The 24,878-nt window shown below is 67.8% G+C and carries 21 protein-coding genes and 3 tRNA genes; 18 read left to right on the top strand and 6 right to left on the bottom strand.

The features are described from left to right. The 10 genes from murD to lpxC all read left to right on the top strand — a co-directional run bounded on the left by murD (position 1) and on the right by lpxC (position 11,302). Positions 1-1,347, top strand: coding sequence for a UDP-N-acetylmuramoyl-L-alanine--D-glutamate ligase (gene murD, locus D000_RS0108310; protein WP_018873070.1), 1,347 nt, complete (start codon positions 1-3; stop codon positions 1,345-1,347). After that, entirely contained in the window at positions 1,344-2,546 is a 1,203-nt protein-coding gene (gene ftsW, locus D000_RS0108305) for a putative lipid II flippase FtsW (protein WP_018873069.1), read from the top strand. The genes murD and ftsW overlap by 4 nt, the downstream gene beginning before the upstream one ends. Next, positions 2,543-3,637 carry an undecaprenyldiphospho-muramoylpentapeptide beta-N-acetylglucosaminyltransferase gene (murG, locus tag D000_RS0108300; RefSeq protein WP_018873068.1) on the top strand — a complete coding sequence of 365 codons (1,095 nt, stop codon included), beginning with the start codon at positions 2,543-2,545 and terminating at the stop codon, positions 3,635-3,637. The genes ftsW and murG overlap by 4 nt, the downstream gene beginning before the upstream one ends. After that, positions 3,634-5,064, top strand: coding sequence for a UDP-N-acetylmuramate--L-alanine ligase (murC, locus tag D000_RS0108295; RefSeq protein WP_018873067.1), 1,431 nt, complete (start codon positions 3,634-3,636; stop codon positions 5,062-5,064). The genes murG and murC overlap by 4 nt, the downstream gene beginning before the upstream one ends. Beyond that, on the top strand, positions 5,061-6,023 hold the full coding sequence (murB, locus tag D000_RS0108290) for a UDP-N-acetylmuramate dehydrogenase (protein ID WP_018873066.1): 963 nt from the start codon (positions 5,061-5,063) through the stop codon (positions 6,021-6,023). Before murC ends, murB begins: the two co-directional genes overlap by 4 nt. Continuing rightward, positions 6,020-6,958, top strand: a complete 939-nt coding sequence (locus D000_RS0108285) for a D-alanine--D-alanine ligase (protein ID WP_018873065.1) — start codon at positions 6,020-6,022, stop codon at positions 6,956-6,958. Before murB ends, D000_RS0108285 begins: the two co-directional genes overlap by 4 nt. 65 nt (positions 6,959-7,023) lie before the next feature. Further along, complete coding sequence (locus D000_RS0108280) at positions 7,024-7,746, top strand: cell division protein FtsQ/DivIB (protein ID WP_026279860.1); 723 nt, start codon at positions 7,024-7,026, stop codon at positions 7,744-7,746. 23 nt (positions 7,747-7,769) lie between these two features. Continuing rightward, positions 7,770-9,005 carry a cell division protein FtsA gene (gene ftsA / locus D000_RS0108275; protein ID WP_018873063.1) on the top strand — a complete coding sequence of 412 codons (1,236 nt, stop codon included), beginning with the start codon at positions 7,770-7,772 and terminating at the stop codon, positions 9,003-9,005. 96 nt (positions 9,006-9,101) lie between these two features. Next, the gene (gene ftsZ / locus D000_RS0108270; RefSeq protein ID WP_018873062.1) at positions 9,102-10,259 is read left to right on the top strand and encodes a cell division protein FtsZ; all 1,158 of its coding nucleotides are present in this window, start codon (positions 9,102-9,104) and stop codon (positions 10,257-10,259) included. Positions 10,260-10,381: 122 nt separating this feature from the next. After that, complete coding sequence (gene lpxC, locus D000_RS0108265) at positions 10,382-11,302, top strand: UDP-3-O-acyl-N-acetylglucosamine deacetylase (protein ID WP_018873061.1); 921 nt, start codon at positions 10,382-10,384, stop codon at positions 11,300-11,302. 47 nt (positions 11,303-11,349) lie between these two features. Here lpxC and D000_RS0108260 read toward each other — a convergent pair whose 3' ends face one another. Then, on the bottom strand, positions 11,350-11,787 hold the full coding sequence (locus D000_RS0108260; protein WP_018873060.1) for a DciA family protein: 438 nt from the start codon (positions 11,785-11,787) through the stop codon (positions 11,350-11,352). 45 nt (positions 11,788-11,832) lie between these two features. Here D000_RS0108260 and D000_RS0108255 point away from each other — a divergent pair, with 45 nt between their 5' ends. From D000_RS0108255 to D000_RS0108240, 4 genes are all read left to right on the top strand, one after another. Beyond that, on the top strand, positions 11,833-12,723 hold the full coding sequence (locus tag D000_RS0108255; protein ID WP_018873059.1) for a M23 family metallopeptidase: 891 nt from the start codon (positions 11,833-11,835) through the stop codon (positions 12,721-12,723). Between the two features lie 142 nt (positions 12,724-12,865). Continuing rightward, a complete protein-coding gene (gene secA / locus D000_RS0108250) occupies positions 12,866-15,664 on the top strand; it encodes a preprotein translocase subunit SecA (protein ID WP_018873058.1) in 2,799 nt (932 codons plus the stop codon). 27 nt (positions 15,665-15,691) lie between these two features. Further along, positions 15,692-16,903, top strand: a complete 1,212-nt coding sequence (gene argJ / locus D000_RS0108245; RefSeq protein ID WP_026279858.1) for a bifunctional glutamate N-acetyltransferase/amino-acid acetyltransferase ArgJ — start codon at positions 15,692-15,694, stop codon at positions 16,901-16,903. After that, on the top strand, positions 16,884-17,861 hold the full coding sequence (locus D000_RS0108240) for a Nudix family hydrolase (RefSeq protein WP_018873056.1): 978 nt from the start codon (positions 16,884-16,886) through the stop codon (positions 17,859-17,861). The genes argJ and D000_RS0108240 overlap by 20 nt, the downstream gene beginning before the upstream one ends. 40 nt (positions 17,862-17,901) lie before the next feature. Here the strand turns inward: D000_RS0108240 and zapD are convergent, their stop codons facing one another. From zapD to pilB, 5 genes are read right to left on the bottom strand one after another with little or no spacing between them, the layout of a single operon-like run. Further along, a complete protein-coding gene (gene zapD, locus D000_RS0108235) occupies positions 17,902-18,672 on the bottom strand; it encodes a cell division protein ZapD (protein WP_018873055.1) in 771 nt (256 codons plus the stop codon). Positions 18,673-18,725: 53 nt separating this feature from the next. Beyond that, positions 18,726-19,370 carry a dephospho-CoA kinase gene (gene coaE, locus D000_RS0108230; protein WP_018873054.1) on the bottom strand — a complete coding sequence of 215 codons (645 nt, stop codon included), beginning with the start codon at positions 19,368-19,370 and terminating at the stop codon, positions 18,726-18,728. A gap of 10 nt (positions 19,371-19,380) precedes the next feature. Continuing rightward, positions 19,381-20,250 (bottom strand): A24 family peptidase, encoded by an 870-nt coding sequence (locus tag D000_RS0108225; RefSeq protein ID WP_018873053.1) that lies wholly within the window; start codon positions 20,248-20,250, stop codon positions 19,381-19,383. A gap of 3 nt (positions 20,251-20,253) precedes the next feature. Then, on the bottom strand, positions 20,254-21,465 hold the full coding sequence (locus tag D000_RS0108220; RefSeq protein ID WP_018873052.1) for a type II secretion system F family protein: 1,212 nt from the start codon (positions 21,463-21,465) through the stop codon (positions 20,254-20,256). Between the two features lie 43 nt (positions 21,466-21,508). Then, entirely contained in the window at positions 21,509-23,224 is a 1,716-nt protein-coding gene (gene pilB / locus D000_RS0108215; protein WP_018873051.1) for a type IV-A pilus assembly ATPase PilB, read from the bottom strand. A 223-nt stretch (positions 23,225-23,447) separates the two neighbouring features. On the opposite strand from pilB, the gene D000_RS0108210 reads away from it, so the two are divergent. From D000_RS0108210 to tuf, 4 genes are all read left to right on the top strand, one after another. Then, a tRNA-Tyr gene (locus tag D000_RS0108210) sits at positions 23,448-23,532 on the top strand. 55 nt (positions 23,533-23,587) lie between these two features. After that, positions 23,588-23,661, top strand: a tRNA-Gly gene (locus tag D000_RS0108205). Between the two features lie 55 nt (positions 23,662-23,716). Then, a tRNA-Thr gene (locus D000_RS0108200) sits at positions 23,717-23,792 on the top strand. A gap of 67 nt (positions 23,793-23,859) precedes the next feature. Further along, positions 23,860-24,878, top strand: a 1,019-nt coding sequence (gene tuf, locus D000_RS0108195) for an elongation factor Tu (RefSeq protein ID WP_018873050.1), incomplete at its 3' end; no start/stop codon positions are given.

The raw sequence follows: 24,878 nt of genomic DNA, 5'->3' as shown, positions 1-24,878 counted from the left end.
ATGACCCGAGCCACTGCCGACAACCTGATCGTGGGCCTGGGGGCAACCGGACAGTCGGTTGCCCGCTACCTGCATGCGCAGGGGCAGTCGTTCGCGGTGACTGATACCCGCGCCCGCCCGCCGGCACTGGAGCCGGGCGCGCCGGCCGCGTGGCTGGCCGAAGCCTGGGCCGGCCCGCTCGACGACCTGGACGCAGGCGCCTTCGCGCGCGTGATCGTCTCCCCCGGGGTGGCCCTGGAGCACCCGGTGCTGCAGCGGGCGCACGCCGCCGGGGCACAGTTGACCGGTGACATCGACCTGTTCGCCGCCGCTGCCTCCGCGCCGGTGATCGCGGTTACCGGTTCCAATGGCAAGAGCACGGTGACCGCGCTGGTCGCCGAGTTGCTGGGCGCCGCCGGCTGGCAGGTGGCGGTGGGGGGCAACTTCGGTACCCCCGCGCTGGACCTGCTGGAGCAGGCTCCGCAGCTGTACGTGCTGGAGCTGTCCAGCTTCCAGCTCGAACGCAGCGCCGTACTGGCGCCGGCGGCTGCCGCCATCCTGAATATCTCGCCGGATCACCTCGATCGCTATGCGGATCTGGAGGCCTATGTCCGTGCCAAGGCGCGGATCCTGGAGCGCGCCGAGCGTGGTGTCCTGAACCGTGATGACGCCTGGCTGCGCACGCTCCCGCTGCCGGCCGGGCTGCGCGTGGTCTCGTTCGGACTGGATGCCCCGTGGGCGGCGACCGACTTCGGCGTGGCCCCGGGCGCGGCCGAGCCGGACCTGGTCCGTGGCGAGGAACATCTGCTGCCCACCGCCCGCTTGCGCCTGCGCGGACAGCACAACTGGGCCAATGCGCTTGCCGCACTGGCGCTGGCCTGGCCCTGGCTGGAGGACCGGGATGCGCGCACCCGCGCGCTTGCCGCACTCGCTGATTTCGCCGGGCTTCCGCATCGCTCCCAGTGGATCGCTGCGATCGCTGGCGTCGACTACATCAACGACTCCAAGGGCACCAATGTCGGCGCGACCCTGGCCGCCCTGCGCGGAACGCCGGGGCCGCTGGTGCTGATCGCTGGCGGGCAGGGCAAGGGCCAGGACTTCTCGCCGCTGGCCGACTATGTCCCCGGCAAGGTGCGCGGTGTCGTCCTCCTCGGCGAGGATGCGCCGCTGATCGCCCGCGCCCTGGCCTCGGTGGTCCCGGTGCAGCGGGTGGAGGATATGGATGCCGCGGTGGCGCAGGCAGCGGCCTGGGCCGAGCCCGGCGACACCGTGCTGCTGTCGCCGGGCTGCGCCAGCCTCGACCTGTACGCCAACTACCAGGCACGTGGCGACGACTTTGCCCGCGCGGTACGGGGGCTTCCGGCATGAGCGTATCCAGCACCCGTATCGGTTTGGAGGGGCGTGGTCTGGTCGCCGGCATGCGCGATCACGTCGATCTCCCGCTGCTGGCAGTCGCGAGCATCCTCCTCGGCATCGGCCTGGTTATGGTCGCCTCCGCCTCCATGGGGCTGGGTGAGCGCTACTTCGGCAATACCTGGCACTTCTTCCAGCGTCAGGTGATCTTTGCCGCGATCGGTCTCGTGGTCGCGACGTTCCTGTGGTCGGTCCCGCTTGCACGCTGGGAACGCGCCGGTCCCTGGCTGCTGATCCTGGTGATGGTGCTGCTGATCGCGGTCCTGATCCCCGGCGTCGGCCGTACCGTCAACGGGGCCACGCGCTGGATCCCGCTGGGCATGTTCAATCTGCAGGTGGCCGAACTGGTCAAGCTGCTGGTGGTGATGTACCTGGCCGGCTATATCGTGCGCCACTATTCGACCCTGCGGCTGCATTTCCTCGGCTTTATCCGGCCGCTGGTCGTCCTCGGCGTGGGGACGATCCTGATGCTGCTACAGCCGGACTTCGGTGGCGCCGCGATCATGCTGGTCATTGGCATGGGGATGCTGTTCCTGGCGGGCGCCAAGCTGTGGCAGTTCGTGGCGCTGGGCGCGACCATCGCCGTCGGCATGGCCATTGTCGCGGTCGCGGCACCGTACCGGGTTGCGCGCCTGACGGCCTTTCTCGATCCCTGGCAAGACCCGTTTGCGACCGGCTTCCAGCTTACCCAGTCGCTGATCGCGATCGGTTCGGGGGGCTGGTTCGGGGCCGGGCTGGGCAACAGCGTGCAGAAGCTGTTCTATCTGCCGGAGGCGCACAACGACTTCCTGTTCGCCGTATTTGCCGAGGAGTTCGGGTTCGTCGGTGTGGTCGCCCTGATCGCCCTGTTCGCGGTGCTCGTGTGGCGCTGCATCCGCATCGGCCTGATGGCGGAGCGTGGTGGCCACGCCTTCGCCTCGCATCTGGCCTTCGGGGTCGCGATCTGGATGGGGCTGCAGGCCTTCCTGAACCTTGCCGTCAACATGGGGCTGCTGCCCACCAAGGGCCTGACCCTGCCATTTCTCAGTTACGGCGGGAGTTCCCTGATCGTCTCGCTGGCGGCCGTGGGGCTGGTGATGCGTGTCTACCGTGAGGCACAGGTCCCGGCGCCCCGGGTGGCACCACCGCGACGTCGCCATGGAGGTGGGGCATGAGGCCGCCGCGTATCCTGATCATGGCCGGCGGGACTGGTGGGCATGTGTTCCCGGGGCTGGCGGTGGCCGAACTGCTGCGTGCGCGCGGCGCCGAACTGCTCTGGCTGGGTACCGCGCGGGGTGTGGAGTCCCGGCTGGTACCGGAAGCGGGGATCGAACTGCATACGCTTCCCATTGCCGGCGTGCGCGGCAAGGGGCTGCTCGGTCTGGCCCTCGCGCCCTGGCGCCTGGGGCTGTCACTGTGGGCCGCATTGGGCTTGATGACCCGCCTGCGCCCGGATGCCGTGATCGGCTTTGGTGGCTTTGCCGCCGGTCCCGGCGGTCTGATGGCATCGGCCCTTGGCCGGCCCCTCGCGATCCATGAGCAGAATGCGGTGGCGGGCCTCACCAACCGATGGCTGGCGAAGGTCGCGGACCGGGTTTACGCCGGCTTCGAGCACAGCTTCCCCGAGCGCGTGACGGTGACCGTGGTGGGCAATCCGGTCCGCGCCGAGATCGCCGCGCTGCCGGCCCCGGAGGCGCGTTACGACGAGCGCGGTGGCGCGCTGAATATCCTGGTTCTTGGCGGCAGTCTGGGGGCGCGTTCGCTGAACCGCACCCTGCCTGGCGCGCTGGCGCGCGTGGCGGCGCAGCAGCCGTTGCAGGTTCGCCACCAGGCGGGCGAGCGGACCCTGGACGAGGCCCGTGCCGCCTATGCGGAGGCAGGTCTCGAGGCCGAGATCAGCGCCTTCATCGAAGATATGGCCGCCGCCTATGCCTGGGCGGATCTGGTGATCTGCCGGGCCGGGGCGCTGACGGTCGCCGAGGTCGCCGCCGCCGGGGTGGCAGCGATCTTTGTCCCTTATCCGCATGCAGTGGACGATCACCAGACCGCGAATGCGGAGGCGCTGGTGCAGGCAGGAGCCGCCTGGCGCATCGCGGACGCGGAGCTCGATGTCCAGCGCGTATACGAGCTGGTGGTGTCACTGGATCGCGAGACCCTGCGGACCCGGGCCTTGCGCGCGCGCGAGCAGGCTTTCCCGGATACGGCCCGCCGGCTGGCCGATGCCTGCATGGAGATGGCGGGTGCCCGCCGGGAGGGGACGGGATGAGCGCCACACGTCTGCCGCGTCATGCGATGCGCCGTATCCGCCGCATTCACTGTGTCGGGATCGGTGGTTCCGGGATGAGCGGCATCGCCGAGGTCCTGCACCAGCTGGGCTATCAGGTGTCGGGCTCCGACCTCGGGCAGTCGCCGATGGTGCAGCGCCTGCAGGGAATGGGTATCCCGGTGGTGGCGGCCCACACCGAGGCCAATGCGGCCGATGCCGACGTGCTGGTGGTCTCCAGCGCGATCAACCCCTCGAACCCCGAGGTACAGGAGGCGCGGCGGCGCGGCATCCCGATTGTGCGCCGCGCCGAGATGCTGGCCGAGCTGATGCGTTTCCGCTACGGCATCGCGGTGGCCGGTACCCACGGCAAGACCACCACGACCAGCCTGATCGCCAGCGTGCTCGCGGAGGCCGGGATGGACCCGACCTTCGTGATCGGCGGGCGCCTGAACAGCACCGCCAGCCACTCCAATCTCGGGGCCGGCGACTACCTGGTGGCCGAGGCCGACGAGAGCGATGCCTCGTTCCTGCACCTGCAGCCGATGATCAGCATCGTGACGAACATCGATGCCGATCACCTGGGCACCTACGGCAACGACTTCGGCAAGCTGCGCGCCACCTTCCTCGAGTTCCTGCATCACCTCCCGTTCTACGGCATCGCCGTGCTGTGCGCGGACGACCCGCAGGTGCGCGACCTGTACCCGGAACTGGAGCGCCCGCGCCTGACCTACGGCATCGAGCAGTCGGCCGACGTGCGCGCACTGAATGTGCGCCAGGAAGGCGTGCGCATGGTTTTCGACCTGGCCCTGCCGGGGCAGGCGGCATTCCCCGTGACCCTCAACCTGCCCGGCCGCCACAATGTGCTGAACGCCCTGGCCGCGGCTGCGGTCGCACACGAGCTGGAGGTGTCACCGACTGCGATCCAGGCCGCGCTGGAGCGCTTCCAGGGGATCGGCCGGCGTTTCCAGGTGCAGACCTGGCAGGCCCCGAGTGGCCCGGTGACCCTGGTTGATGACTACGGTCATCACCCGCGCGAGATCAGCGCGACCCAGGCGGCTGCCCGTGACGCCTGGCCCGGCCGGCGGCGCATCACCATCTTCCAGCCGCATCGCTATACCCGCACGCGTGATCTGTTCGAGGACTTTGTCGAGGCGCTGTCGGAGACCGATGTGCTGATCCTGCTGGAGGTCTATGCCGCCGGCGAGGATCCGATCCCCAGTGCCGACGGCCGCAGTCTGGCGCGGGCCATTCGTCTGCGCGGTCAGGTCGAACCGGTGTTTGTCGAGCGTGCCGACGACGTCGTCGACGTGCTCGGGCGCATGTTGCGCGCGGACGACGTGGTCATTGCCCAGGGGGCTGGCGATATCGGCCGCCTGGCGGGGCTGCTGCCGCAGCAGCTGGCGGCGGCCGGCGGGAGCGCATCATGATGGCGGAACGGGTCATGGACAGCAGCGCAGGACCGTTTGCCCGCGTGCCGCGGGGCCGGCTGGAGGCCGGCGTTCCGCTCGCGGGCCTGACCTCCTGGCGCGTGGGTGGCCCGGCCGACTGGCTGTTCCAGCCGGCCGATCTCGACGACCTGGTCGCGGCCCTGAGTGACCACGCGAGCCATGCACCGGAGATGCCGGTGACCTTTCTCGGCCTCGGCAGCAACGTGCTGATCCGGGACGGCGGGATTGAGGGCCTGGTGGTGCACCTGTCCGGTGTCCTCAACGAGCGCCGCCGTCTGGACGGCGACCGCCTGCTGCTGGGAGCGGGGCTGGCCTGTGCCCAGGCGGCCCGTTTCGGGGCCCGCGAGGGGCTGGTCGGGGCCGAGTTCCTGGCCGGTATCCCGGGCACGGTGGGCGGCGCGCTGCGCATGAACGCCGGGGCCTGGGGCGGCGAGATGTGGCCGCTGGTGGAGTCGGTCACGACCATTGACGCCCGCGGCAGCCTGCACACCCGCACCCCGGCCGAATACCGCATTGGCTATCGCAGCGTGCACGGGCCCGAGGACGAATGGTTCACCGGCTGCATCCTGCAGCTGGCGGCCGGCGACCCCGAGACCGGAACCCGGCGCATCCGCGAACTGCTGCGCGAGCGTTCGGCGCGGCAGCCGCTGGGCCTGCCCTCCTGCGGTTCGGTGTTTCGTAATCCGGAGGGTGACCACGCCGCGCGCCTGATCGAGGCGGCCGGTCTGAAGGGGCTGTCTTGCGGCAGCGCCGAGATCTCTTCCAAGCACGCCAATTTTATTACCCATGACGGCCATGCGCGGGCCGCCGATATCGAGTGGCTGCTGCACCACGCCCAGGCCGAGGTGCAGCGCCGGTTCGGTGTCCGGCTGGAGCCGGAGGTGCGCGTCCTCGGACGGGACGCGAGCGCGAATGAGGAAAGCGAGGGAACGGCATGAGCAAGCGAACTGCACACGACTACGGCCGGGTCGCGGTCCTGATGGGCGGCTGGTCGGGCGAGCGCGAGGTTTCGCTGCACAGCGGCCAGGCCGTGCTGGCGGCCCTGCAGCGCCAGGGGGTGGATGCCCATGCGGTGGACCTGACCCGCGATCGCGCGCGCTGCCTGGATCTGGAAGGCTTCGATCGCGTGTTCATCGTGCTCCACGGCGAGTGTGGCGAGGACGGGACGCTGCAGGGCTGTCTGGACATGGCGGGCATCCCCTACACCGGCACCGGGGTTCTCGGTTCGGCCCTGGGCATGGACAAGCTCGCCTGTAAGCGGCTGTGGGCGGGCAGTAACCTCCCAAGCGCGCCGTACCGACTGCTGACCCCGGGCTTTGACCCCGACGCGGTGGCTGACGCGTTGGGTCTGCCGCTGATCGTGAAGCCGGCCCGCGGCGGTTCCAGTCTGGGCATTACCCGTGTGGATCGCGCGGCCGATCTCCCGGCCGCCTATGAGGCCGCACGCCTGCAGCCGGGCCAGGTGTTCGCCGAGCAGTGGATCAGCGGGCGCGAGTACACCGTCGCCATCCTCGGCAACGAGCCGTTGCCGGTGGTCGAGATCCGAGCCGCCGGCGGATTCTACGACTACCACGCGAAATACGAGGCGGACGATACCGGCTACATCTGCCCGCCGCCGCTGGACTCCAGCGCGCTGCTGGAGCTGCAGTCGCTGGCGATCGCGGCCTTCGCAACCCTCGAGGGCTGTGGCTGGGGCCGAGTGGACATCCTGCAGGACGAGCATGGCGAGAACTTCCTGATTGAGGTCAACACCATCCCGGGCATGACCGACCACTCGCTGGTCCCGAAGGCCGCGGCGGCGGCCGGTATCGATTTCGATGCGCTGTGCCTGCGCATCCTCGATTCCAGTTTCGAGTGTGGAGGTCTGCGTTGAGCGCACGCCGCACAACCCGCCCCGCGCGCCGGCCGCAGCGTCAGGGCCCGTCGCCCCTGCGCCGGCTGGCCGGTCCGGGCCTGCGCCTGATGGCGGGCATGGGCCTGGCCGCCGTGCTGGTGCTGGGCACGCTGGCCTGGCTCCAGTTCGATGCCGATGCGCTGCTGCCGATCGAGCGCATCGAGATTGCCGGCAATCCGCAGCATGCGGATGTCGACGCCCTGCGCGAGCTGGCCCGCGTGCATGCCAGCGGTTTTGTCGGTGTCGAGCTGGAGCCGCTGCGTGCGGTCCTGGAGGCGCACCCCTGGGTCGACAGCGTGCGTCTGCGCCGGCAGTGGCCGGACACCCTGGTGGTGGAGGTTCGCGAGCCGGTACCGGTGGCGCAGTGGGGCGGCGACCACCTGGTGGACCGCCGCGGCCGTCTGTTCGGCCCGGTGGACCTGGACCCGTGGTCGAGCCTGCCAGCGCTGGCGGGCACCGATGGCCGCCAGGTCGTGCTGATGCATCGCTATCTGGAGGTCTCCGCGCGGCTGGCGGATGCCGGTCTGGAGGTGGTCGGTCTGGAGGAAGGGGCACGCCATGACTGGAGCATTCATCTGTCCGATGGCGTGCGCGTGCTGATGGGGCGCGATGCCGATCTGTCGCGCCTCGGGCAGCTGGTGCGCGCGGCTCCGGCGATTCGCGAGTACCGCGAGGCCCCGGTGGAACGGATCGACATGCGCTACCCGCACGGGTTGGCCGTGGCCTGGGCGAACCCGGGCGATGACGGGGCGGGGGGCGCCCGATGACACGAACGACAGGACGCAGAAAGATGATGGCAAAGAAGTCGGAACCCGGTTTGATCGTCGGCCTGGATGTCGGCACCTCGAAGATCGAGGCCGTGGTCGGGGAGCTGACCGAGGAGGGCGAGATCGAGATCATCGGCATCGGCTCCTCGCCGTCGCGGGGGCTGAAGAAGGGCGTGGTCGTGAACATCGAGTCCACCGTCCAGTCGATCCAGCGCGCGGTCGAGGAGGCCGAGCTGATGGCCGGCTGCGAGATCCACTCGGTCTATACCGGGATCGCCGGCTCTCACATCAAGAGCTACAACTCCACCGGTGTGGTCGCGATCAAGGACGGCGAGGTGGTCGCCGGCGACGTGGACCGGGTGATCGATGCCGCCCGCGCGATCGCGATCCCGGCCGACCAGCGCATCCTCCACGTGCTGCCGCAGGAATACATCATCGATGAGCAGGAGGGCATCCGCGAGCCGATCGGGATGTCCGGGGTGCGGCTGGAGGCCAAGGTGCACCTGGTCACCGGCGCGGTGTCCGCGGCGCAGAACATCGTCAAGTGTGTGGAGCGCTGCGGGCTGCGGGTGGACGACATCATCCTGGAACAGCTCGCCTCCAGCTATTCGGTGCTCAGCGAGGACGAGAAGGACCTGGGTGTCTGCCTGGTGGACATCGGCGGCGGGACCACCGACATCGCGGTGTTCGCCCACGGCGCGATCATGCACACCGCGGTGATCCCGATTGCCGGGGATCAGGTGACCAACGACATCGCGGTCGCCCTGCGCACGCCGACCCAGTACGCCGACGAACTCAAGATCAAGTACGCCTGCGCACTGCGCTCGCTGGCCGACCCGGGGGAGACCATCGAGGTCCCCGGTGTCGGCGATCGCGCCGCGCGCCGGCTGTCGCGCCAGACGCTCGCCTCCGTCGTCGAGCCGCGCTACGAGGAACTGTTGCAGCTGGTGCAGGCGGAACTGCGCCGCAGCGGTACCGAAGAAATGATTGCCGCCGGGGTGGTGCTCACCGGCGGCTCGTCCCGAATGGAAGGTGTGGTGGATCTCGCCGAAGAGGTCTTCCACATGCCCGTACGCCTGGGGGTGCCACAACGCGTCACCGGGCTCCTGGATGTGGTGAAGAACCCGATCCACGCGACGGGGGTGGGGCTGTTGCTCTACGCCCGCGAGTCGCGCGCAGAGCAGGAATCCCGGCCCGTGAACAGCGGATTCCAGGGTGTATGGGCGCGCATGAAGCGCTGGTTTTCCGGGCAGTTCTGACCTTCGGGTCAGCCCGGGTTCAGGCGGTCGGACCGCTCTCCGGCCATTACGCAGGCAAATGCAGTACACGTACACACGCAACGAGAGGACGCAGCCATGACGTTCGAACTGATGGATACCTATAGCCAGAACGCCACGATCAAGGTCGTCGGCGTCGGGGGCGGCGGCGGCAACGCCGTGCAGCACATGGTCAACTCGCAACTGGAGGGCGTGGATTTCATCTGCGCCAATACGGATGCCCAGGCGTTGAAGAACCTGGACTCCAAGACGCTGCTGCAGCTGGGCGGCGACATCACCAAGGGTCTGGGTGCCGGCGCTGACCCGGCCGTTGGCCGCGAGGCGGCCCTGGAGGATCGCGAACGCATCCAGGATCTGCTGCAGGGGGCCGACATGGTCTTCATTACCGCAGGCATGGGTGGCGGTACCGGCACCGGGGCCGCGCCGGTGGTGGCGCAGATCGCCAAGGAGATGAACATCCTGACGGTCGCGGTCGTCACCAAGCCGTTCCCGTTCGAGGGCAAGCGCCGCATGCAGGTCGCGATGTCCGGGATCAAGGCGCTGACCGAGCAGGTCGATTCGCTGATCACCATCCCCAACGAGAAGCTGCTGACGGTGCTGGGCAAGAACACCACGCTGCTGGATGCCTTCAAGGCCGCCAATGACGTGCTGTTCGGCGCCGTGCAGGGCATCGCCGAGCTGATTACCCGCCCGGGTCTGATCAACGTCGACTTCGCCGACGTGCGCAACGTGATGCGCGAGATGGGCATGGCCATGATGGGGACCGGGTCCGGCACCGGCGAGGATCGAGCCCGCGAGGCCGCCGAGGCCGCGATTGCCAGCCCGCTGCTCGAGGATATCGATATCTCCGGCGCGCGCGGCATCCTGGTGAACGTCACCGGCGGCATGGATGTCGGTATCGGCGAGTTCGAGGAAGTCGGGGAGGCGGTGAAGGCCCTGGCATCGGAAGACGCCAACGTCGTCGTCGGGACGGTGATCGACCCCGAGATGACCGATGAGCTGCGGGTCACCCTGGTGGCGACCGGCCTGGGGGCGCCGGCCTCGCAGTCCGAGCGCCCGCAGGTGCGAGTGGTCGATGCGCAGCCCAAGAAGGCGGTCGGCTCCGACGTTGAAGTCGATCTCGACCAGCCGACCGTCAAGCGCCGCGGTGGCGACAACCTAGCGGTGGACTACAACCAGCAGCAAGGTATTGATGTGCTGGATATTCCGGCCTTTCTGCGCAAGCAGGCAGACTGAGACCGGGTGCTCATGCAGGACGAGCGGAATCCTGCAATAATGGCGCAATCGTTGTGTGCATGAGGAGCCCGGGAGGGCCCGGGCTCCCCTTATGCGCTCTGCTGCAAGAGAGGCTCAATTCGTTGATCAGGCAAAGAACGCTCAAGAACAGCATTCGGGCAACCGGCGTCGGTCTGCATACCGGAGAGAAGGTCGTACTGACCCTGCGCCCGGCCCCGGTGAATACCGGGATTGTGTTCCACCGCTGCGATCTTGATCCGTCCGTGGAGCTGCGCGCCTGTGCCGACAATGTCGGTGACACGCGTCTGTCCACCACGCTGGTCAACGGCGATGTCCGGGTATCGACGGTGGAGCATCTGCTCTCCGCGATCGCAGGTCTGGGAATCGACAATCTGCACGTCGATGTCAGCGCCGCCGAGGTGCCGATCATGGACGGCAGTGCCGGTCCCTTCGTGTTCCTGCTGCAGTCCGCCGGACTGAAGGAGCAGGACGCACCCAAGGAATTCATCCGGGTGAAGCGCAGCGTTGAAGTCCGTGAGGGCGACAAATGGGTGCGCTTCGAACCCTATGACGGTTTCAAGGTCGGTTTCTGCATCGACTTCGAACACCCCATGTTTACCGATGGCAGCCAGAAGGCCGAGCTCGACTTCTCCTCCACGTCCTTCGTGAAGGAGGTGTCGCGGGCCCGCACCTTCGGGTTCATGCGCGACATCGAGGCCCTGCGCGCCAACCAGCTGGCGCTGGGTGGCAGCCTCGACAATGCCGTGGTGCTGGACGACTACAAGATCCTCAACGAAAACGGCCTGCGCTACGACAACGAACTGGTCAAGCACAAGATCCTCGACGTGGTCGGGGATCTGTACCTGCTCGGGCACAGCCTGATCGGGGCGTTTACCGGGCACAAGTCCGGCCACGCGCTGAACAACCAGCTGATTCGCAAGCTCGCTGCGGACGAGACGGCCTGGGAAAAGGTCACCTTCGAGGATCCGGACGAGCGCCTGCCCATCTCCTTCGGCCAGCTGGCGCCCACGCCGGCCGGCTAGCCTGGCGGCAGCCCAGCGCGTGCACGCGCTGGAGGTCGGTGCGCGGATCAGTTGTCCTGTGCCGAGCGCCGGGCGGCCCGCGCCAGGCGCTCCAGGGCGCCGGCCAGGGCAGGGTCGGTCACCCGGGCGGCGGTGTCGGCCAGGATGCGCCGCGCCGCATCCGGAATCTCGCGCCGCTCCAGCGGCGCTACCGGTTCGGGGGCGCGCGGGGTCTGGCTGAGTCGGATGCGCATCTGGGTAACGCCCTCGAAGCCCGCGGCCGCCAGGGTCTTCAGCAGCTCGCGCTGCTGGAAGCGCATCTCGGTGGCCAGTCCGCGCTCCGCGCAGATCGCCACCAGGGTGTCGTCGCGCACGCTCAGGGCCAGGCGGCCGGCCTTCAGGGCCTCGCCTGTCAACCCTTCCAGGGCACGCTCCACGCGGCGGTCGCGGTTCGAGTATTCGGACCAGTCGCGGGCAATAAAGCGGGTGATCCGTTGTGGTGTCATCACCCGGCCCCGTGATCGCGGGACGAACAGGACAAGAGGTTTGGCATGCAACTGATCGTACTACGACCGGATGGCCTTTGCGCGCGGTTCCCGCTCTGGGGGGTCGGTCTGGCGGCGGCGCTGACGCTGCTGCTGGTGGCGGCCGCGGTGGTGGCGGCCTACCTGGCCGGACAGCAGCAGCGCGAGATCATCAAGGTCCCGGTGGCCACCACCCTGGATCCGGCCGTCCTCGAGAACGCCGACCGCGAGGCCGCCCGCGAGGGCATGAACCAGCTGGTGGAACGCGTGGTGACGCTGGAGCGCCAGCTGGCACGGGTCGATCTGCGCATCCGCTCGGTCGGGGACAGCCTCGGGTTGAATGTCGCCGACCTCGAGCCCGACATGGGTGGCCAGGGCGGTCCGCTGCTGGACGGCCCGAATTCGCCTCTGGATCTGCATGACCAGCTGCTGGCCCTGGAGCATCTGCTGGGACGCCAGGCTTCGGCGGTGGACCTGGTCGACTCCGAACTGCGCCAGGATGCGGCGCGCGACGCCCTGCAGCCGCAGCAGCGTCCGGTCGAGGATGATGCCTGGATCAGCTCCGCGTTCGGCTATCGGCAGGACCCGTTCACCGGCCAGCGCCGGTTTCACTCGGGCATGGACTTCGCCGGCCGCCCCGGTTCGGAGATCCGTGCGGCGGGTGGAGGCCTGGTGGTCTTCGCCGGGCGCCGCGGTGGCTATGGCAACCTGGTCGAGATCGCCCACGGTGGCGGGCTGAACACGCGCTATGCCCATAACGCCGATATCCTGGTGGAGTCCGGCCAGCGGGTAGAGGCGGGCGAGGTGATCGCGACCATGGGCCGTACCGGGCGCGCAACGGACACCCACCTGCATTACGAGGTCGTCGAGGCCGGCGAGGCCCTGAACCCCTATTCCTTCCTGCCCCGGCAGGACTGACCCCCGCTTCCCGGCGAACGCCCCGGCACGGAGCGGCCAGCATCCACGCCCGGACACGCGCCCCCCGGGCGAACGGGCGCCAGCGTTTCCCCTGCGGATCGTTTATCCTAGGCGGGTTTCAGCCAACCCTTCCCGGATCCCCATGGTCAAGCAGCTCGTACAGAAGATTTTCGGCAGTCGCAACGATCGCATCCTGAAGCGCTATACCCGAGCGGTCGAGCGCATCAATGCCCTTGCCGAATCCACCGAGGCACTCGCGGTCGACGAACTGCGGCACAAGACGCAGGAGTTCCAGCGCCGTCTGGGCGAGGGTGAGGATCTGGAGAAGCTTCTGCCGGAGGCCTTTGCGGTCTGCCGCGCGATGAGCGCCCGGGTTCTGGGGCTGCGCCACTTCGACGTGCAGCTGATCGGCGGCATGGTCCTGAATGACGGCCGTATTGCCGAGATGCGCACCGGGGAGGGCAAGACCCTGGTCGCGACCCTCCCCACCTACCTGAACGCGCTGACCGGCGACGGCGTGCACGTGGTGACGGTGAACGACTACCTGGCCCGACGTGACGCCGCCTGGATGGGGCAGCTCTACCACGCCCTGGGGCTGTCGGTGGGCGTGGTCAACAGCTCCGGTGGGCTGGGCGTGGATTCCGCCTCCTTCATGTTCGACCCCGACTACCAGGCGCCCGAGGGCGGTTTCGACCGCCTGCGTCCGGTCACCCGGCGCGAGGCCTACGCGGCCGATATCACCTACGGCACCAACAACGAGTTCGGCTTCGACTATCTGCGCGACAACATGGCCTTCTCGGCCGATCAGCGGGTCCAGCGCGCGCTCAACTTCGCGGTGGTCGACGAGGTCGATTCCATCCTGATCGACGAGGCCCGCACCCCGCTGATCATCTCCGGCCCCAGTGGCGACAGCTCGGAGCTGTACGAGCGCCTGAATACCATCCCGCCACAGCTGGTGCGCCAGGAAGACGAGGAGAGCGCGGGCGACTACTTCGTCGACGAGAAGGCCAAGCAGGTCTTCCTCAGCGAGGAGGGTCACGAGAAGGCCGAGGAACTGCTGCGCGCCGCGGGGCTGCTGGAGGAGCACCAGACCCTGTACGACTCCGCCAGCATCGCGGTCCTGCACCACCTGAACGCCGCGCTGCGGGCCCACGCCCTGTTCCACCGCGACGTGGACTACCTGGTGCGCGACAACAAGGTGCAGATCATCGACGAGTTCACCGGCCGCATCATGGGCGGCCGGCGCTGGTCCGAGGGCCTGCATCAGGCGATCGAAGCCAAGGAGGGGGTGCCGATCCAGCGCGAGAACCAGACGCTGGCCTCGATCACCTTCCAGAACTACTTCCGTCTGTACGAAAAGCTCTCCGGCATGACCGGCACGGCCGACACCGAGGCCTACGAGTTCAAGACCATCTATGACCTGGAAGTGGTCGTCATCCCCGGCAACAAGCCGCTGCAGCGTGACGACATGCAGGACCTGGTGTTCCTCACCCAGCCCGAGAAGTACGCGGCGATCATCAAGGAGATCCAGTGGTGCGTGGATCGCGGCCAGCCGGTGCTGGTGGGGACGGCCTCGGTCGAAAGCTCGGAACGCCTGGCCGACGCGCTGAAGAAGACGGGTATTGCGTTCGAGGTCCTGAACGCGAAGCAGCATGAGCGCGAGGCCGCGATCATCGCCCAGGCGGGGCGGCCGAAGGCCGTGACCCTGGCCACCAACATGGCCGGTCGCGGGACCGACATCGTGCTGGGCGGGTCGCTGGACGCGGAGCTTGCCGAGGTCGATGCCGACGACGCCGCGCGGCGCGAGCAGATCAAGGTCGAATGGCAAAAGCGGCACGACCAGGTGCTGGAGGCCGGGGGTCTGCACATCATCGGCTCCGAACGCCACGAGTCGCGCCGGATCGACAACCAGCTGCGCGGCCGTTCCGGGCGCCAGGGCGATCCCGGTTCCAGCCGATTCTTTCTGTCGCTGGAAGACAACCTGATGCGGGTGTTCGCGTCCGAGCGCGTGCGCGGACTGATGCAGCGTCTGGGCATGAAGGAAGGCGAGGCCATCGAGAATGCCTGGGTCTCGCGCGCGATCGAGAATGCGCAGCGCAAGGTCGAGGCGCACAACTTCGATATCCGCAAGCAGCTGCTCGAATACGACGACGTCGCCAACGACCAGCGGCGGGTGATCTACGACCAGCGCGCCGAGCTCCTGACCACCGAGGACATCAGCGAGACCATCGACACCCTGGTCGAGGATGTCGTCAACGCCCTGATCAGCCTGTATCTGCCGCCGGGCTCGATCGAGGATGAATGGGATATCGAGGGTCTGCAGCAGGCACTCAACGGCGAGTTCGGCATCGACCTGCCGGTGCAGCAGTGGCTTGATGACGAGGATGACCTGCACGAGGAGCCGCTGCGCGAACGCATCGTCGCGCATGCCCGCGAACTCCTCGGGAACAAGCGCGAGCAGCTGGGCGACGAGACCATGAACCGCCTGCAGCGCGACGTGATGCTGCAGGTGCTCGACAGCCAGTGGAAAGAACACCTCGCGGCGATGGACTACCTGCGCCAGGGTATCGGCCTGCGCGGCTATGCCCAGCGCAATCCCAAGCAGGAATACAAGAAGGAAGCCTTCGCGATGTTCCAGTCGCTGCTGGAACGCATCAAGCACGATGTCGTGAAGTTCCTGCTGCGCATGCAGCTGCGTTCGCCGGAGGAGGTCGAGGCCCTGAAGCCGAAAAAGGCCGCCCCGGCCGAGGATGATCTGCAGTTCCAGCACCAGAATCCGGACAGCGCCCTGGCGGCTGACGGCGGCGCCGAATCCGGTGCGCGCGAGCCGGTGGGCGGCGGCGAGGCCCCGTACCGGCGCGAGGAACCCAAGCTGGGGCGCAACGAGCCCTGCTGGTGCGGCTCCGGCAAGAAATTCAAGCACTGCCACGGCAAGCTGTAGGCCGGGCCCCAGCATGGAAACAAGCCCATGGCAGTAGGATTGATCGCGCCGGAGGTCCTGCACCCGGTACCCGGCATCCGCCTGGCCGCCACCGCGGCCGGCATCCGCTACGTGGGGCGGGATGACCTGGTGCTGATCGACGCCGGTGCGGACGCGGCGATCGCGGCGCTGTACACCACCAATGCCTTTCGCGCGGCCCCGGTCATCGTGGCGGCCGAGCATCAGGCGGCCGGGCGGCCGCGCTGGCTGCTGATCAATGCCGGCAATGCCAATGCCGGGACCGGTGCGCCCGGGCTGGACGCCGCGCGCGCCTGTTGCGAGGCGCTGGCCGCGGTGACCGGTGGCACGCCTGCCGCGGTGCTGCCGTTTTCCACCGGTGTGATCGGCGAACCCCTGCCGGTCGAGCGCATCTCCGGCGCCCTGCCGGCGCTACAGGCCGGCCTGGCCCCGAACACCTGGATGCAGGCGGCGCGCGCGATCATGACCACCGATACCGTGGTCAAGGGCGCGAGTCGCCGGGTCCCCCTGTCCGCCGGCGAGATCACGCTGACCGGAATCGCGAAGGGATCGGGGATGATCCACCCGGACATGGCTACCATGCTGGCCTTCATCGGGACTGATCTGGCGATCGAGGCCGAGGCCCTCTCGGATCTGCTGCGCCAGGCCAATGTCGAGAGCTTCAATGCGATCACCGTCGACGGGGACACCTCGACCAACGATGCGGTGGTTTGCATGGCCAGCGGCGCCAGCGGCATCGGGCTGGCCACGGCAGCGGACCGTGCGGCCTTCGCCGCCGCACTGGAGGCCGTGTGCCTGGAGCTGGCGCAGGCGATCGTCCGCGATGGCGAGGGGGCGACCAAGTTTGTGACGGTCGAGGTCACCGGCGCCGGGTCGCGCAGCGAGGCGGCCGCGGTCGCCGAGACGGTCGCCCTGTCGCCACTGGTGAAGACCGCTTTGTTTGCCTCCGACCCGAACTGGGGGCGCATCCTGGCCGCCGTCGGTCGCGCGGGCATCGCGGATCTGGTGATCGATCGCGTCGCCATCCGGGTCAATGATGTCGAGATCGTCCGCGCGGGCGGCCGGGCGCCCGGGTATGCGGAGGCCGCGGGCCAGCAGGCCTTCGGCGCCGAGGAGATCCACATCGTGATTGACCTCGGCCGCGGCGACGCCAGCGCGCGCAAGTACACCTGCGACTTCTCCCACGAGTACGTGCGCATCAATGCCGAGTACCGCTCCTGAGCCTGTCACGGGGACGCCGGTCGAGGTCGCCGTCGGGCTGATCCGCGATGCGGATGGGCGCGTCCTGGTCACGCGCCGTCGGGCCGGGCGCCACCTGGAAGGCTTCTGGGAATTCCCCGGCGGCAAGGTCGCGCCGGGCGAGACGCCGGCGGCGGCGCTGGCACGCGAACTTGACGAGGAACTGGGCATCCGGGTCCATGCGGCGACCCATTGCCTGTCGATCCCCCACGACTACCCCGAACGGCGCGTGATCCTGCGGGTGTTCCGGGTGGCGGACTGGACGGGGCAGCCCGCGGGCCGCGAGGGGCAGCCGCTGGAATGGCGGGCGCCACAGGCCCTGGAGGCGGCGGAGTTTCCGGCCGCCAACGGCCCGATGCTGGCGGCGCTGACCCTGCCGGCCACCTGTCTGGTTACACCGTCGCCGCGCACGGTGGACGAAATCGGCACGGTGGTCGCGCGTGTGGGGCAGGCCCTCGCCAGCGCTCAGGCTGGTATGGTGCAGGTGCGGGCGCCGCATCTGGAGCGCGACGATTATCTCGAACTGCTGGCCGCGGTGCTGACGCGGGCGGAGCCGCAAGCGATCCCGGTGCTGGCGAATGCGCCGCCGCCGTGGCTGGCAGGGTTTCCGCAGATTGGGCTGCACCTGCCCGAACGCCGCTGGCGCGAGCTGGACGCCCGGCCACAGGGCTTCGGGCGGGTGGCGCTGTCGGTGCATGATCGCGCCGGTCTGGAACGCGCGGCGGCGCTGGGTGCGGACTTCGCGGTGCTGAGTCCGGTTGAGGCCACGGCGACCCATCCCGGGGCCAAGCCCCTGGGCTGGGAACGATTCACACAGCTCGTGCGGGGCGCTGCGCTACCGGTATACGCCCTGGGGGGCATGGATACGGCCAGTCTGCCGCAGGCGCAGGCGGCCGGTGCGCAGGGGATCGCTGCGATCCGGGGGCTGCTCGGAGACTAGGCTCGGCGTGGCCGGGCACGAGGCGGCAGCGCGGGGTCGTTCAGATCGCGCAGCAGCAGAGCCGGAACGGGATGTCGTGCCCGGCCGGGGCCGGGCGCTCGCGGAAGTTGCCGGGGGCGAAGAAGCGGACGGTGAAGCGCTGGCGGCCCCCGCTGATCTCGGGGTAGACCCCGAGCTCGGTGTCCACGGTGACCCGGATCAGTTGCCAGGCATGCGTGGTGTCGAGGGCGCGCTCGAAGTAGCCGTCCTCGGCGGTGACCGGTTCCGCGTTCCCCGAGCGGCGCATGTAGCGCAGAACCTGTGCGGTGGCCTCGGCCACGGTGTTCAGCGGTTCGAACCACTCCAGCAGGAGCTCGCGGCGGGCTGGTTCCGGCTGCGCCAGCCAGTAGTGGTAGATCGGCAGGTCGAAGTCGAAGGCCCCGCCTGGCAGCGCCATGCGCTGGCGCACGCTGGAAAAGAATTCGCTGCCGCGCACGCGATGGTCGAGCGCCCCGGCCTGCGCCTCAAGGGCGTCGTGCAGGCGTTTCTGTGCGGCCATGGTCTCGCTGAAGCGGTCGGTGTCGACGCCCGGCTGGTTGGCCAGGCGGTTCAGGTTGACGGTCTGGCGCTCGATTTCGCCCATCAGCTCGCGCTTGATGTCCACGCGGGTGACGAGGGCGTAGATGTCCACCAGCGAGGCCAGGGCCTCGTGGTGGTCGAATGGCCGTCCCGACTCCAGCGCATCGCCAAAACGCGCCCCCAGGGCCTCCAGCCGAAGCAGCAGGCGCACACGTTCGTGCAGCGGTTGTTCGAAGGTCAGGGGTTGGCTCACGGCGTTCCCGCTTGGCAGGGGCTGGGCTGGACGGTCAGGTAATCCGCGCAGTATCAGGTATTCTGGGGAGGGTTTTCTACCCGTCGGCTGCCCGTGGTGGCCTGCTGGCGCAGGCGGGCGTCGCAATCTGCGACCTGTTGCGCCAGTTCGGCATCGGTGGTCTTCCCGGTGTTGTGAATGGTGCTGTCCGCGCGCAGGCGCCGCTCCTCGCGGTTCATCTGCGCCTCGATGATGGCTTCCACCTCGGCCGGGCTGCGCCCGTCGCGGCGGCTGACGCGCTCGACCTGCTCGAAGGGGTCGCAGTCAACCACGATCACGTGGTCAAAGCGCTGTTCCCAGCCGGCCTCGAACAGTAGCGGGACGACGATCAGGGCGTAGGCGGGTCGGTCCGGGAGCCGCGCCAGGCGTTCCTCGATCGCGGCCTCGACCGCGGGATGCACCAGGGCCTCGAGGGCCTGGCGCTCGCCGGGGTCGGTGAAGATTCGGCTGCGCAGCGCGCCGCGGTCGAGGTGCCCGCGCGCATCCAGCACGCCGGGCCCGAAATGATCGATGATGGCGGCGTAGAGGTCGTGTCCCGGCGCCTGCAGTTCACGATTGATGGTGTCGGCGTCCAGGACCGGTACGCCGAGGCTGGCGAACAGGTCACCGACCCGGCTCTTGCCGCAGCCGATCCCCCCGGTGAGTCCGACGCGCAGCATGGCGTTCCGCCTACAGGCCCTGAGGGAAGTAGAGGGCCAGCAGTTGATCGCCCCAGATCAGCGTCAGCCAACCGGCGGCGGCCAGGTAGGGGCCGAACGGGATCGGGATGTTGCGATCGCGCCCACGCAGCAGGATCAGGGCGATGCCGACCACCGCGCCAACCAGGGAGGCCAGCAGCAGGATCACCGGCAGGGCCTGCCAGCCCAGCCAGGCGCCAAGCGCGGCCAGGAGCTTGAAGTCGCCGAAGCCCATTCCCTCCTTGCCGGTCAGCAGGCGGAATCCGTGGAAGATCAGCCACAGCGTCAGGTAGCCGGCCGCGGCCCCGATGACGGCGGACTGCAGGTCGGTGAAGGTGCCGGGGATATTGACCAGCAGCCCCAGCCACAGCAGGGGCAGCGTGAGCTGGTCCGGCAGCAGGGTGGTGCGGGCATCGATGCCGGCGGCGGCGACCAGCACCGCGGTAAAGACCAGCGCCAGCAGTCCGGCGGCGTCCGGCCCCAGCTGCCAGATCGTGACGATGAACAGCAGCGCGGTCAGGGCCTCGACCGCCGGGTACTGCCAGCTGATGCGGTTGCCGCAGCCGGGACAGCGCCCGCGCAGGAACAGGAAGCTGAGCAGGGGGATGTTTTCCAGCGCGCGGATCGGGCGCTGGCACTGCGGGCAGCGCGAGCGCGGCCGCAGCAGGTCAAAGGGCTCGCGGCCCGCATCCTCCGCCGGCGGGTGCTCCAGGATCGCACGTGCCTCGTGCTCCCACTCGCGTTCCAGCATCACTGGCAGGCGCGCGATGACTACGTTCAGGAAACTGCCGATCAGCAGCCCGAAAACCCCGGCGATCGGCAGGGCCCAGGCGCCCAGTTGCGTGCCGGTCTCGGCCAGCATGGCCTAGATCACCTGGCCCATCTGGAAGATCGGCAGGTACATGGCGATGACCAGGCCACCGACCAGCACGCCCAGGACGACCATGATCAGCGGTTCCAGCAGGCTGGACAGGCTGTCCACGGCGTTGTCGACCTCTTCTTCGTAGAAGTCGGCGACCTTGGAGAGCATGGAGTCCAGGGAGCCGGATTCTTCCCCGATGGCGACCATCTGTACCACCATGTTGGGAAAGACGGCGGTATTGCGCATGGACCACTGCAGCTGGCCGCCGGCCTCGGTTTCGTCGCGCATGCGCAGCGTCGCCTCGCGGTAGACCGCGTTGCCGGTGGCGCCGGAGACCGAGGTCAGCGCATCCACCAGCGGGACACCGGCGGAGAACATGGTGGCCAGGGTGCGTGCGAAGCGTGCGATGGCGGCCTTGCGCAGGATCGGGCCGAAGGCCGGGGCCTTCAGGATGATGATGTCGAGAAAACGCGCGAAGCGCGGCGAACGCCGTTTGGCCTGCACGAAGATGAATCCGATCGCGACCATCACGCCGAGGATGGCCCACCACCAGCTTTGGGTGAACTCCGAGAGATCGACCACCATGCGGGTGAATACGGGGAGGTCGGCCCCGAAGCCCTGGAACAGGGCCTCGAACTGCGGGACCACGTAGATCAGCAGGATGGCCGTCACCACGATCGCGACGACGATAACCGCGGCCGGGTAGAACAGGGCCTTCTTGATCTTGGCCTTCAGGGCCTCGGTCTTTTCCTTGTAGGTGGCGATCTTGTCCAGCAGGGTTTCCAGTGTCCCCGCCTGCTCGCCGGCCTCGACCAGGTTGGTGACCAGGTCATCGAAGTATTTCGGATGCTTGGCGAGGGCCTTGGCGAAGGTCTCGCCGCCTTCCACATCGGCCTTTAGCTTGAGCACGAGATCGCGCATCGCGGGTTTTTCATTCCCGCGGCCGACGATCTCGAAGGCCTGCACCAGCGGCACACCGGACTGCAGCATGGTGGTCATCTGGCGGAGGAAGTAGGCGATATCCGCCGGCACGATCTTCTTGCTGCCGGCAGACAGCAGCGATTTCGGCTTCTTGCGGATCTTGGTGACGTTGATGCCGTTCTTGCGCAGCTCGGCGCGCGCGACGGCCTCGTTGTCGGCCGGCGTCTCGCCCTTGACCCGGTTGCCGTTCTTGTTCAGTCCTTCCCAGGTGTAGATTGTCCCGGAGTCGGCCATCCCCCTGTCCCCCTGTAGCTGGTGACCTGTGCCTGCTGCGGCACTAGTCCTTGGTCACGCGATTGACTTCCTCGAGGCTGGTCAGCCCCGCCATTACCTTCATCAGACCGGCGCGGCGCAGGTCTTCGATCCCTTCTTTTTCTGCCTGCTCCGCGAGCTGCATGGAGTTGTATCCCTCGAGGATGCCGCGCTGCATCTCCTCGCTGATCGGCATGACCTGGTAGATCCCCAGCCGACCCTTGTAACCGTTGGTGCACTGATCGCAGCCCACTGCCCGATACGCCGTGACCCCGGCCTGGATGTCGGCGTCGGTAAAGCCTTCCTTGCGCAGGACCTCCTCGGGGAGGTCTTCGCGTTCCTTGCAGTTCGGGCACAGCCGCCGTGCGAGGCGCTGGGCAATGATCAGCAGGATCGAGGAAGCGATGTTGTAGGGCGGCACGCCCATGTTCGCCAGGCGGGTCAGGGTCTGGGGTGCGTCGTTGGTGTGCAGCGTCGACAGCACGAGGTGGCCGGTCTGGGCCGCCTTGATCGCGATCTCGGCGGTTTCAAGGTCGCGGATTTCCCCGACCATGATCACGTCCGGGTCCTGGCGCAGGAAGGCGCGCAGCGCGCTTGCGAAGGTCAGGCCGACCTTCGGATTTACGTTGACCTGGTTGACCCCGGGCATGTTGATTTCCGACGGGTCCTCGGCGGTGGAGATGTTGCGGTCCGCGGTGTTCAGAATGCCGAGCCCGGTGTACAGGGACACGGTCTTGCCCGAGCCGGTCGGGCCGGTGACCAGGATCATGCCGTAGGGTCGACTCAGGGCCTTGAGATAGGCCTCTTTCTGATGCTGCTCGTAGCCGAGCTGGTCGATCCCGAGCGAGGCACTGCTCGGGTCGAGGATACGCATCACGATCTTTTCGCCATACAGCGTCGGCAGGGAGCTGACACGGAAGTCGATCGCGCGAGTGCGCGAGAGCTTCAGCTTGATGCGCCCGTCCTGCGGCACCCGGCGTTCGGCGATGTCCATGCGCGACATGACCTTCACGCGGGCGGTGATCCGCGGGGCCAGCGAAGTCGGCGGGTGCGCCACCTCGTGCAGTACGCCATCGATCCGGAAGCGCACGCGGAAGTCCTTCTCGAACGGCTCGAGGTGGATGTCCGAGGCTTTGCGGTTGATCGCGTCCATCAACAGCTTGTTGACGAAGCGCACCACCGGGGCATCGTCGGCGCCGTCGGCCGTGTCCCCGCTGTCCTTGTCGTCCTCGCCGGATTCGATCGCCAGGCTGTCCAGCCCGTCATCACCGAGGTCGTCCATCAGCGAGGAGGCGGCGCTCAGGGCGCTGTCGATCATGCGATCGAGCTTGTGCGGCTCGACCAGCACGGCCTCCACTGGCATCCCGGTGGCGAACTTGAACTCGTCGGTGGCGCCAAGGTTGGTCGGGTCCGAGACCGCGATGTAGAGGCGATTGCCCCGCACCATCAGGGGCAGTGCGTGGTGCTTTTGGATCAACTTTTCATTGAGGTGATCCTTCGGCAGCAGGTCCGGGTCGAAGCAGCCCAGATCCAGTACCGGCAGCCCGAACTCCTCGGCCGCTGCCTCCGCCAGGCGCGCCTCGGCGACCTTGCCCTTGGTGGAGAGCAGGCTCATCAGTGGCGTCTGCTGGGACTGGGACTCCTCGACCAGTTGCGAGGCAATGTCTTCCGCGATCAGGCCGCCCTCGACCAGACGCTTCGCCAAGCCGGGGAGCCGCGGTGCCGTAGTGGTGTTCGCCATGGGCCTCAGTTTCGAAAAGCGTTGATGCTCCACACTCTACGTGCGTCCGCGTTGGAAGGGAAACGCGCCGCGGACGGGCGCTCGCCCCGAGTGCACCTCGATCATAGGAATCAACCCCACCAAACACAAGGCGTTTGCGGGCATGTGCCGCAATCCGGGTTTTGCTCGCGGGAGGTGCTTGACGCTGCGGTTCGCGCTGGTCCAGAATACGCGGCTTGATCGAGGAGGGATACCCAAGCGGTCAACGGGGGCAGACTGTAAATCTGCTGGCTCAGCCTTCGGAGGTTCGAATCCTCCTCCCTCCACCATCGGGTTTTCAAGCCAGCGGCCTGTAGCGGGCGGTGGTTGGTAAGCCAGGGTTCTGCGGGTGTAGTTCAATGGTAGAACCTCAGCCTTCCAAGCTGATGATGTGGGTTCGATTCCCATCACCCGCTCCAGATCCGGCCAGTTCTGGCCCGCAACAAGGCGGGAAAGGCCCTGGCGGCAGTATCGGCTCATGTAGCTCAGTCGGTAGAGCACTTCCTTGGTAAGGAAGAGGTCACCGGTTCGAATCCGGTCATGAGCTCCATATTTAATGTCAGCGTACAACCTGCGTCGCTGTTGTGTTTTAGCGTCACGATCCGGGGAAACGAGAGATGTCCAAGGAAAAGTTCGAGCGTAAGAAGCCGCATGTGAATGTGGGGACGATTGGTCATGTTGACCATGGGAAGACGACGCTGACGGCGGCGCTGACTGTGGTGCAGGGCAAGAAGTTTGGTGGCGAGTCGCGTGCGTACGATCAGATTGACAACGCGCCGGAAGAGAAGGCGCGCGGGATCACGATTGCGACGGCGCACGTGGAGTACGAGTCGGAGAATCGTCACTACGCGCATGTGGATTGCCCCGGGCACGCGGACTACGTGAAGAACATGATCACGGGTGCGGCGCAGATGGACGGCGCGATCCTGGTGGTGTCGGCGGCCGATGGCCCGATGCCGCAGACCCGCGAGCACATTCTGCTGGCGCGTCAGGTGGGTGTGCCGCACATCGTGGTGTTCCTGAACAAGGCCGACATGGTGGACGATCCGGAGCTGCTGGAGCTGGTGGAGATGGAGGTGCGCGATCTGCTGTCCTCCTACGACTTCCCGGGCGACGACACCCCGGTGATCACCGGTTCTGCGCTGAAGGCGGTTGAGGGCGACGAGTCCGAGATTGGCGCGCAGGCGATCGAGAAGCTGATCACGGCGATGGACGAGTACATTCCGGAGCCGGAGCGCGCGATTGACGGCGATTTCCTGATGCCGGTGGAAGACGTGTTCTCGATCTCGGGCCGCGGCACTGTGGTGACCGGTCGTATCGAGCGCGGTGTGGTGAAGGTGGGCGAGGAGATCGAGATTGTCGGTATCCGCGACACCCAGAAGACCACCGTTACCGGTGTCGAGATGTTCCGCAAGCTGCTGGACCAGGGCGAGGCGGGCGATAACGTGGGCATTCTGCTGCGTGGTACCAAGCGCGACGAAGTGCAGCGTGGTCAGGTGCTGTGCAAGCCGGGTTCGATCAACCCGCACACGCATTTCGAGGCCGAGGTGTACATCCTGGGCAAGGACGAGGGTGGTCGTCATACCCCGTTCTTCAACGGGTATCGCCCGCAGTTCTACTTCCGCACGACGGACGT

It is taken from the genome of Thioalkalivibrio sp. ALJ16, from assembly GCF_000377345.1.
In the GTDB taxonomy this organism is placed as follows: Bacteria; Pseudomonadota; Gammaproteobacteria; order Ectothiorhodospirales; family Ectothiorhodospiraceae; genus Thioalkalivibrio.
The sequence above is the reverse complement of the archived record's forward strand: the minus strand, read 5'-3'. Positions and strand labels throughout refer to the sequence as shown.

Bases quoted from the DNA above. Each gene is read 5' to 3' on its own strand.
- murD (WP_018873070.1), top strand. From the start codon at position 1: ATGACCCGAGCCACTGCCGACAACCTGATCGTGGGCCTGGGGGCAACC.
- ftsW (WP_018873069.1), top strand. From the start codon at position 1,344: ATGAGCGTATCCAGCACCCGTATCGGTTTGGAGGGGCGTGGTCTGGTC.
- murG (WP_018873068.1), top strand. From the start codon at position 2,543: ATGAGGCCGCCGCGTATCCTGATCATGGCCGGCGGGACTGGTGGGCAT.
- murC (WP_018873067.1), top strand. From the start codon at position 3,634: ATGAGCGCCACACGTCTGCCGCGTCATGCGATGCGCCGTATCCGCCGC.
- murB (WP_018873066.1), top strand. From the start codon at position 5,061: ATGATGGCGGAACGGGTCATGGACAGCAGCGCAGGACCGTTTGCCCGC.
- D000_RS0108285 (WP_018873065.1), top strand. From the start codon at position 6,020: ATGAGCAAGCGAACTGCACACGACTACGGCCGGGTCGCGGTCCTGATG.
- ftsA (WP_018873063.1), top strand. From the start codon at position 7,770: ATGATGGCAAAGAAGTCGGAACCCGGTTTGATCGTCGGCCTGGATGTC.
- ftsZ (WP_018873062.1), top strand. From the start codon at position 9,102: ATGACGTTCGAACTGATGGATACCTATAGCCAGAACGCCACGATCAAG.
- D000_RS0108260 (WP_018873060.1), bottom strand. From the start codon at position 11,787: ATGACACCACAACGGATCACCCGCTTTATTGCCCGCGACTGGTCCGAA.
- D000_RS0108255 (WP_018873059.1), top strand. From the start codon at position 11,833: ATGCAACTGATCGTACTACGACCGGATGGCCTTTGCGCGCGGTTCCCG.
- secA (WP_018873058.1), top strand. From the start codon at position 12,866: ATGGTCAAGCAGCTCGTACAGAAGATTTTCGGCAGTCGCAACGATCGC.
- argJ (WP_026279858.1), top strand. From the start codon at position 15,692: ATGGCAGTAGGATTGATCGCGCCGGAGGTCCTGCACCCGGTACCCGGC.
- D000_RS0108240 (WP_018873056.1), top strand. From the start codon at position 16,884: ATGCCGAGTACCGCTCCTGAGCCTGTCACGGGGACGCCGGTCGAGGTC.
- coaE (WP_018873054.1), bottom strand. From the start codon at position 19,370: ATGCTGCGCGTCGGACTCACCGGGGGGATCGGCTGCGGCAAGAGCCGG.
- D000_RS0108225 (WP_018873053.1), bottom strand. From the start codon at position 20,250: ATGCTGGCCGAGACCGGCACGCAACTGGGCGCCTGGGCCCTGCCGATC.
- D000_RS0108220 (WP_018873052.1), bottom strand. From the start codon at position 21,465: ATGGCCGACTCCGGGACAATCTACACCTGGGAAGGACTGAACAAGAAC.
- pilB (WP_018873051.1), bottom strand. From the start codon at position 23,224: ATGGCGAACACCACTACGGCACCGCGGCTCCCCGGCTTGGCGAAGCGT.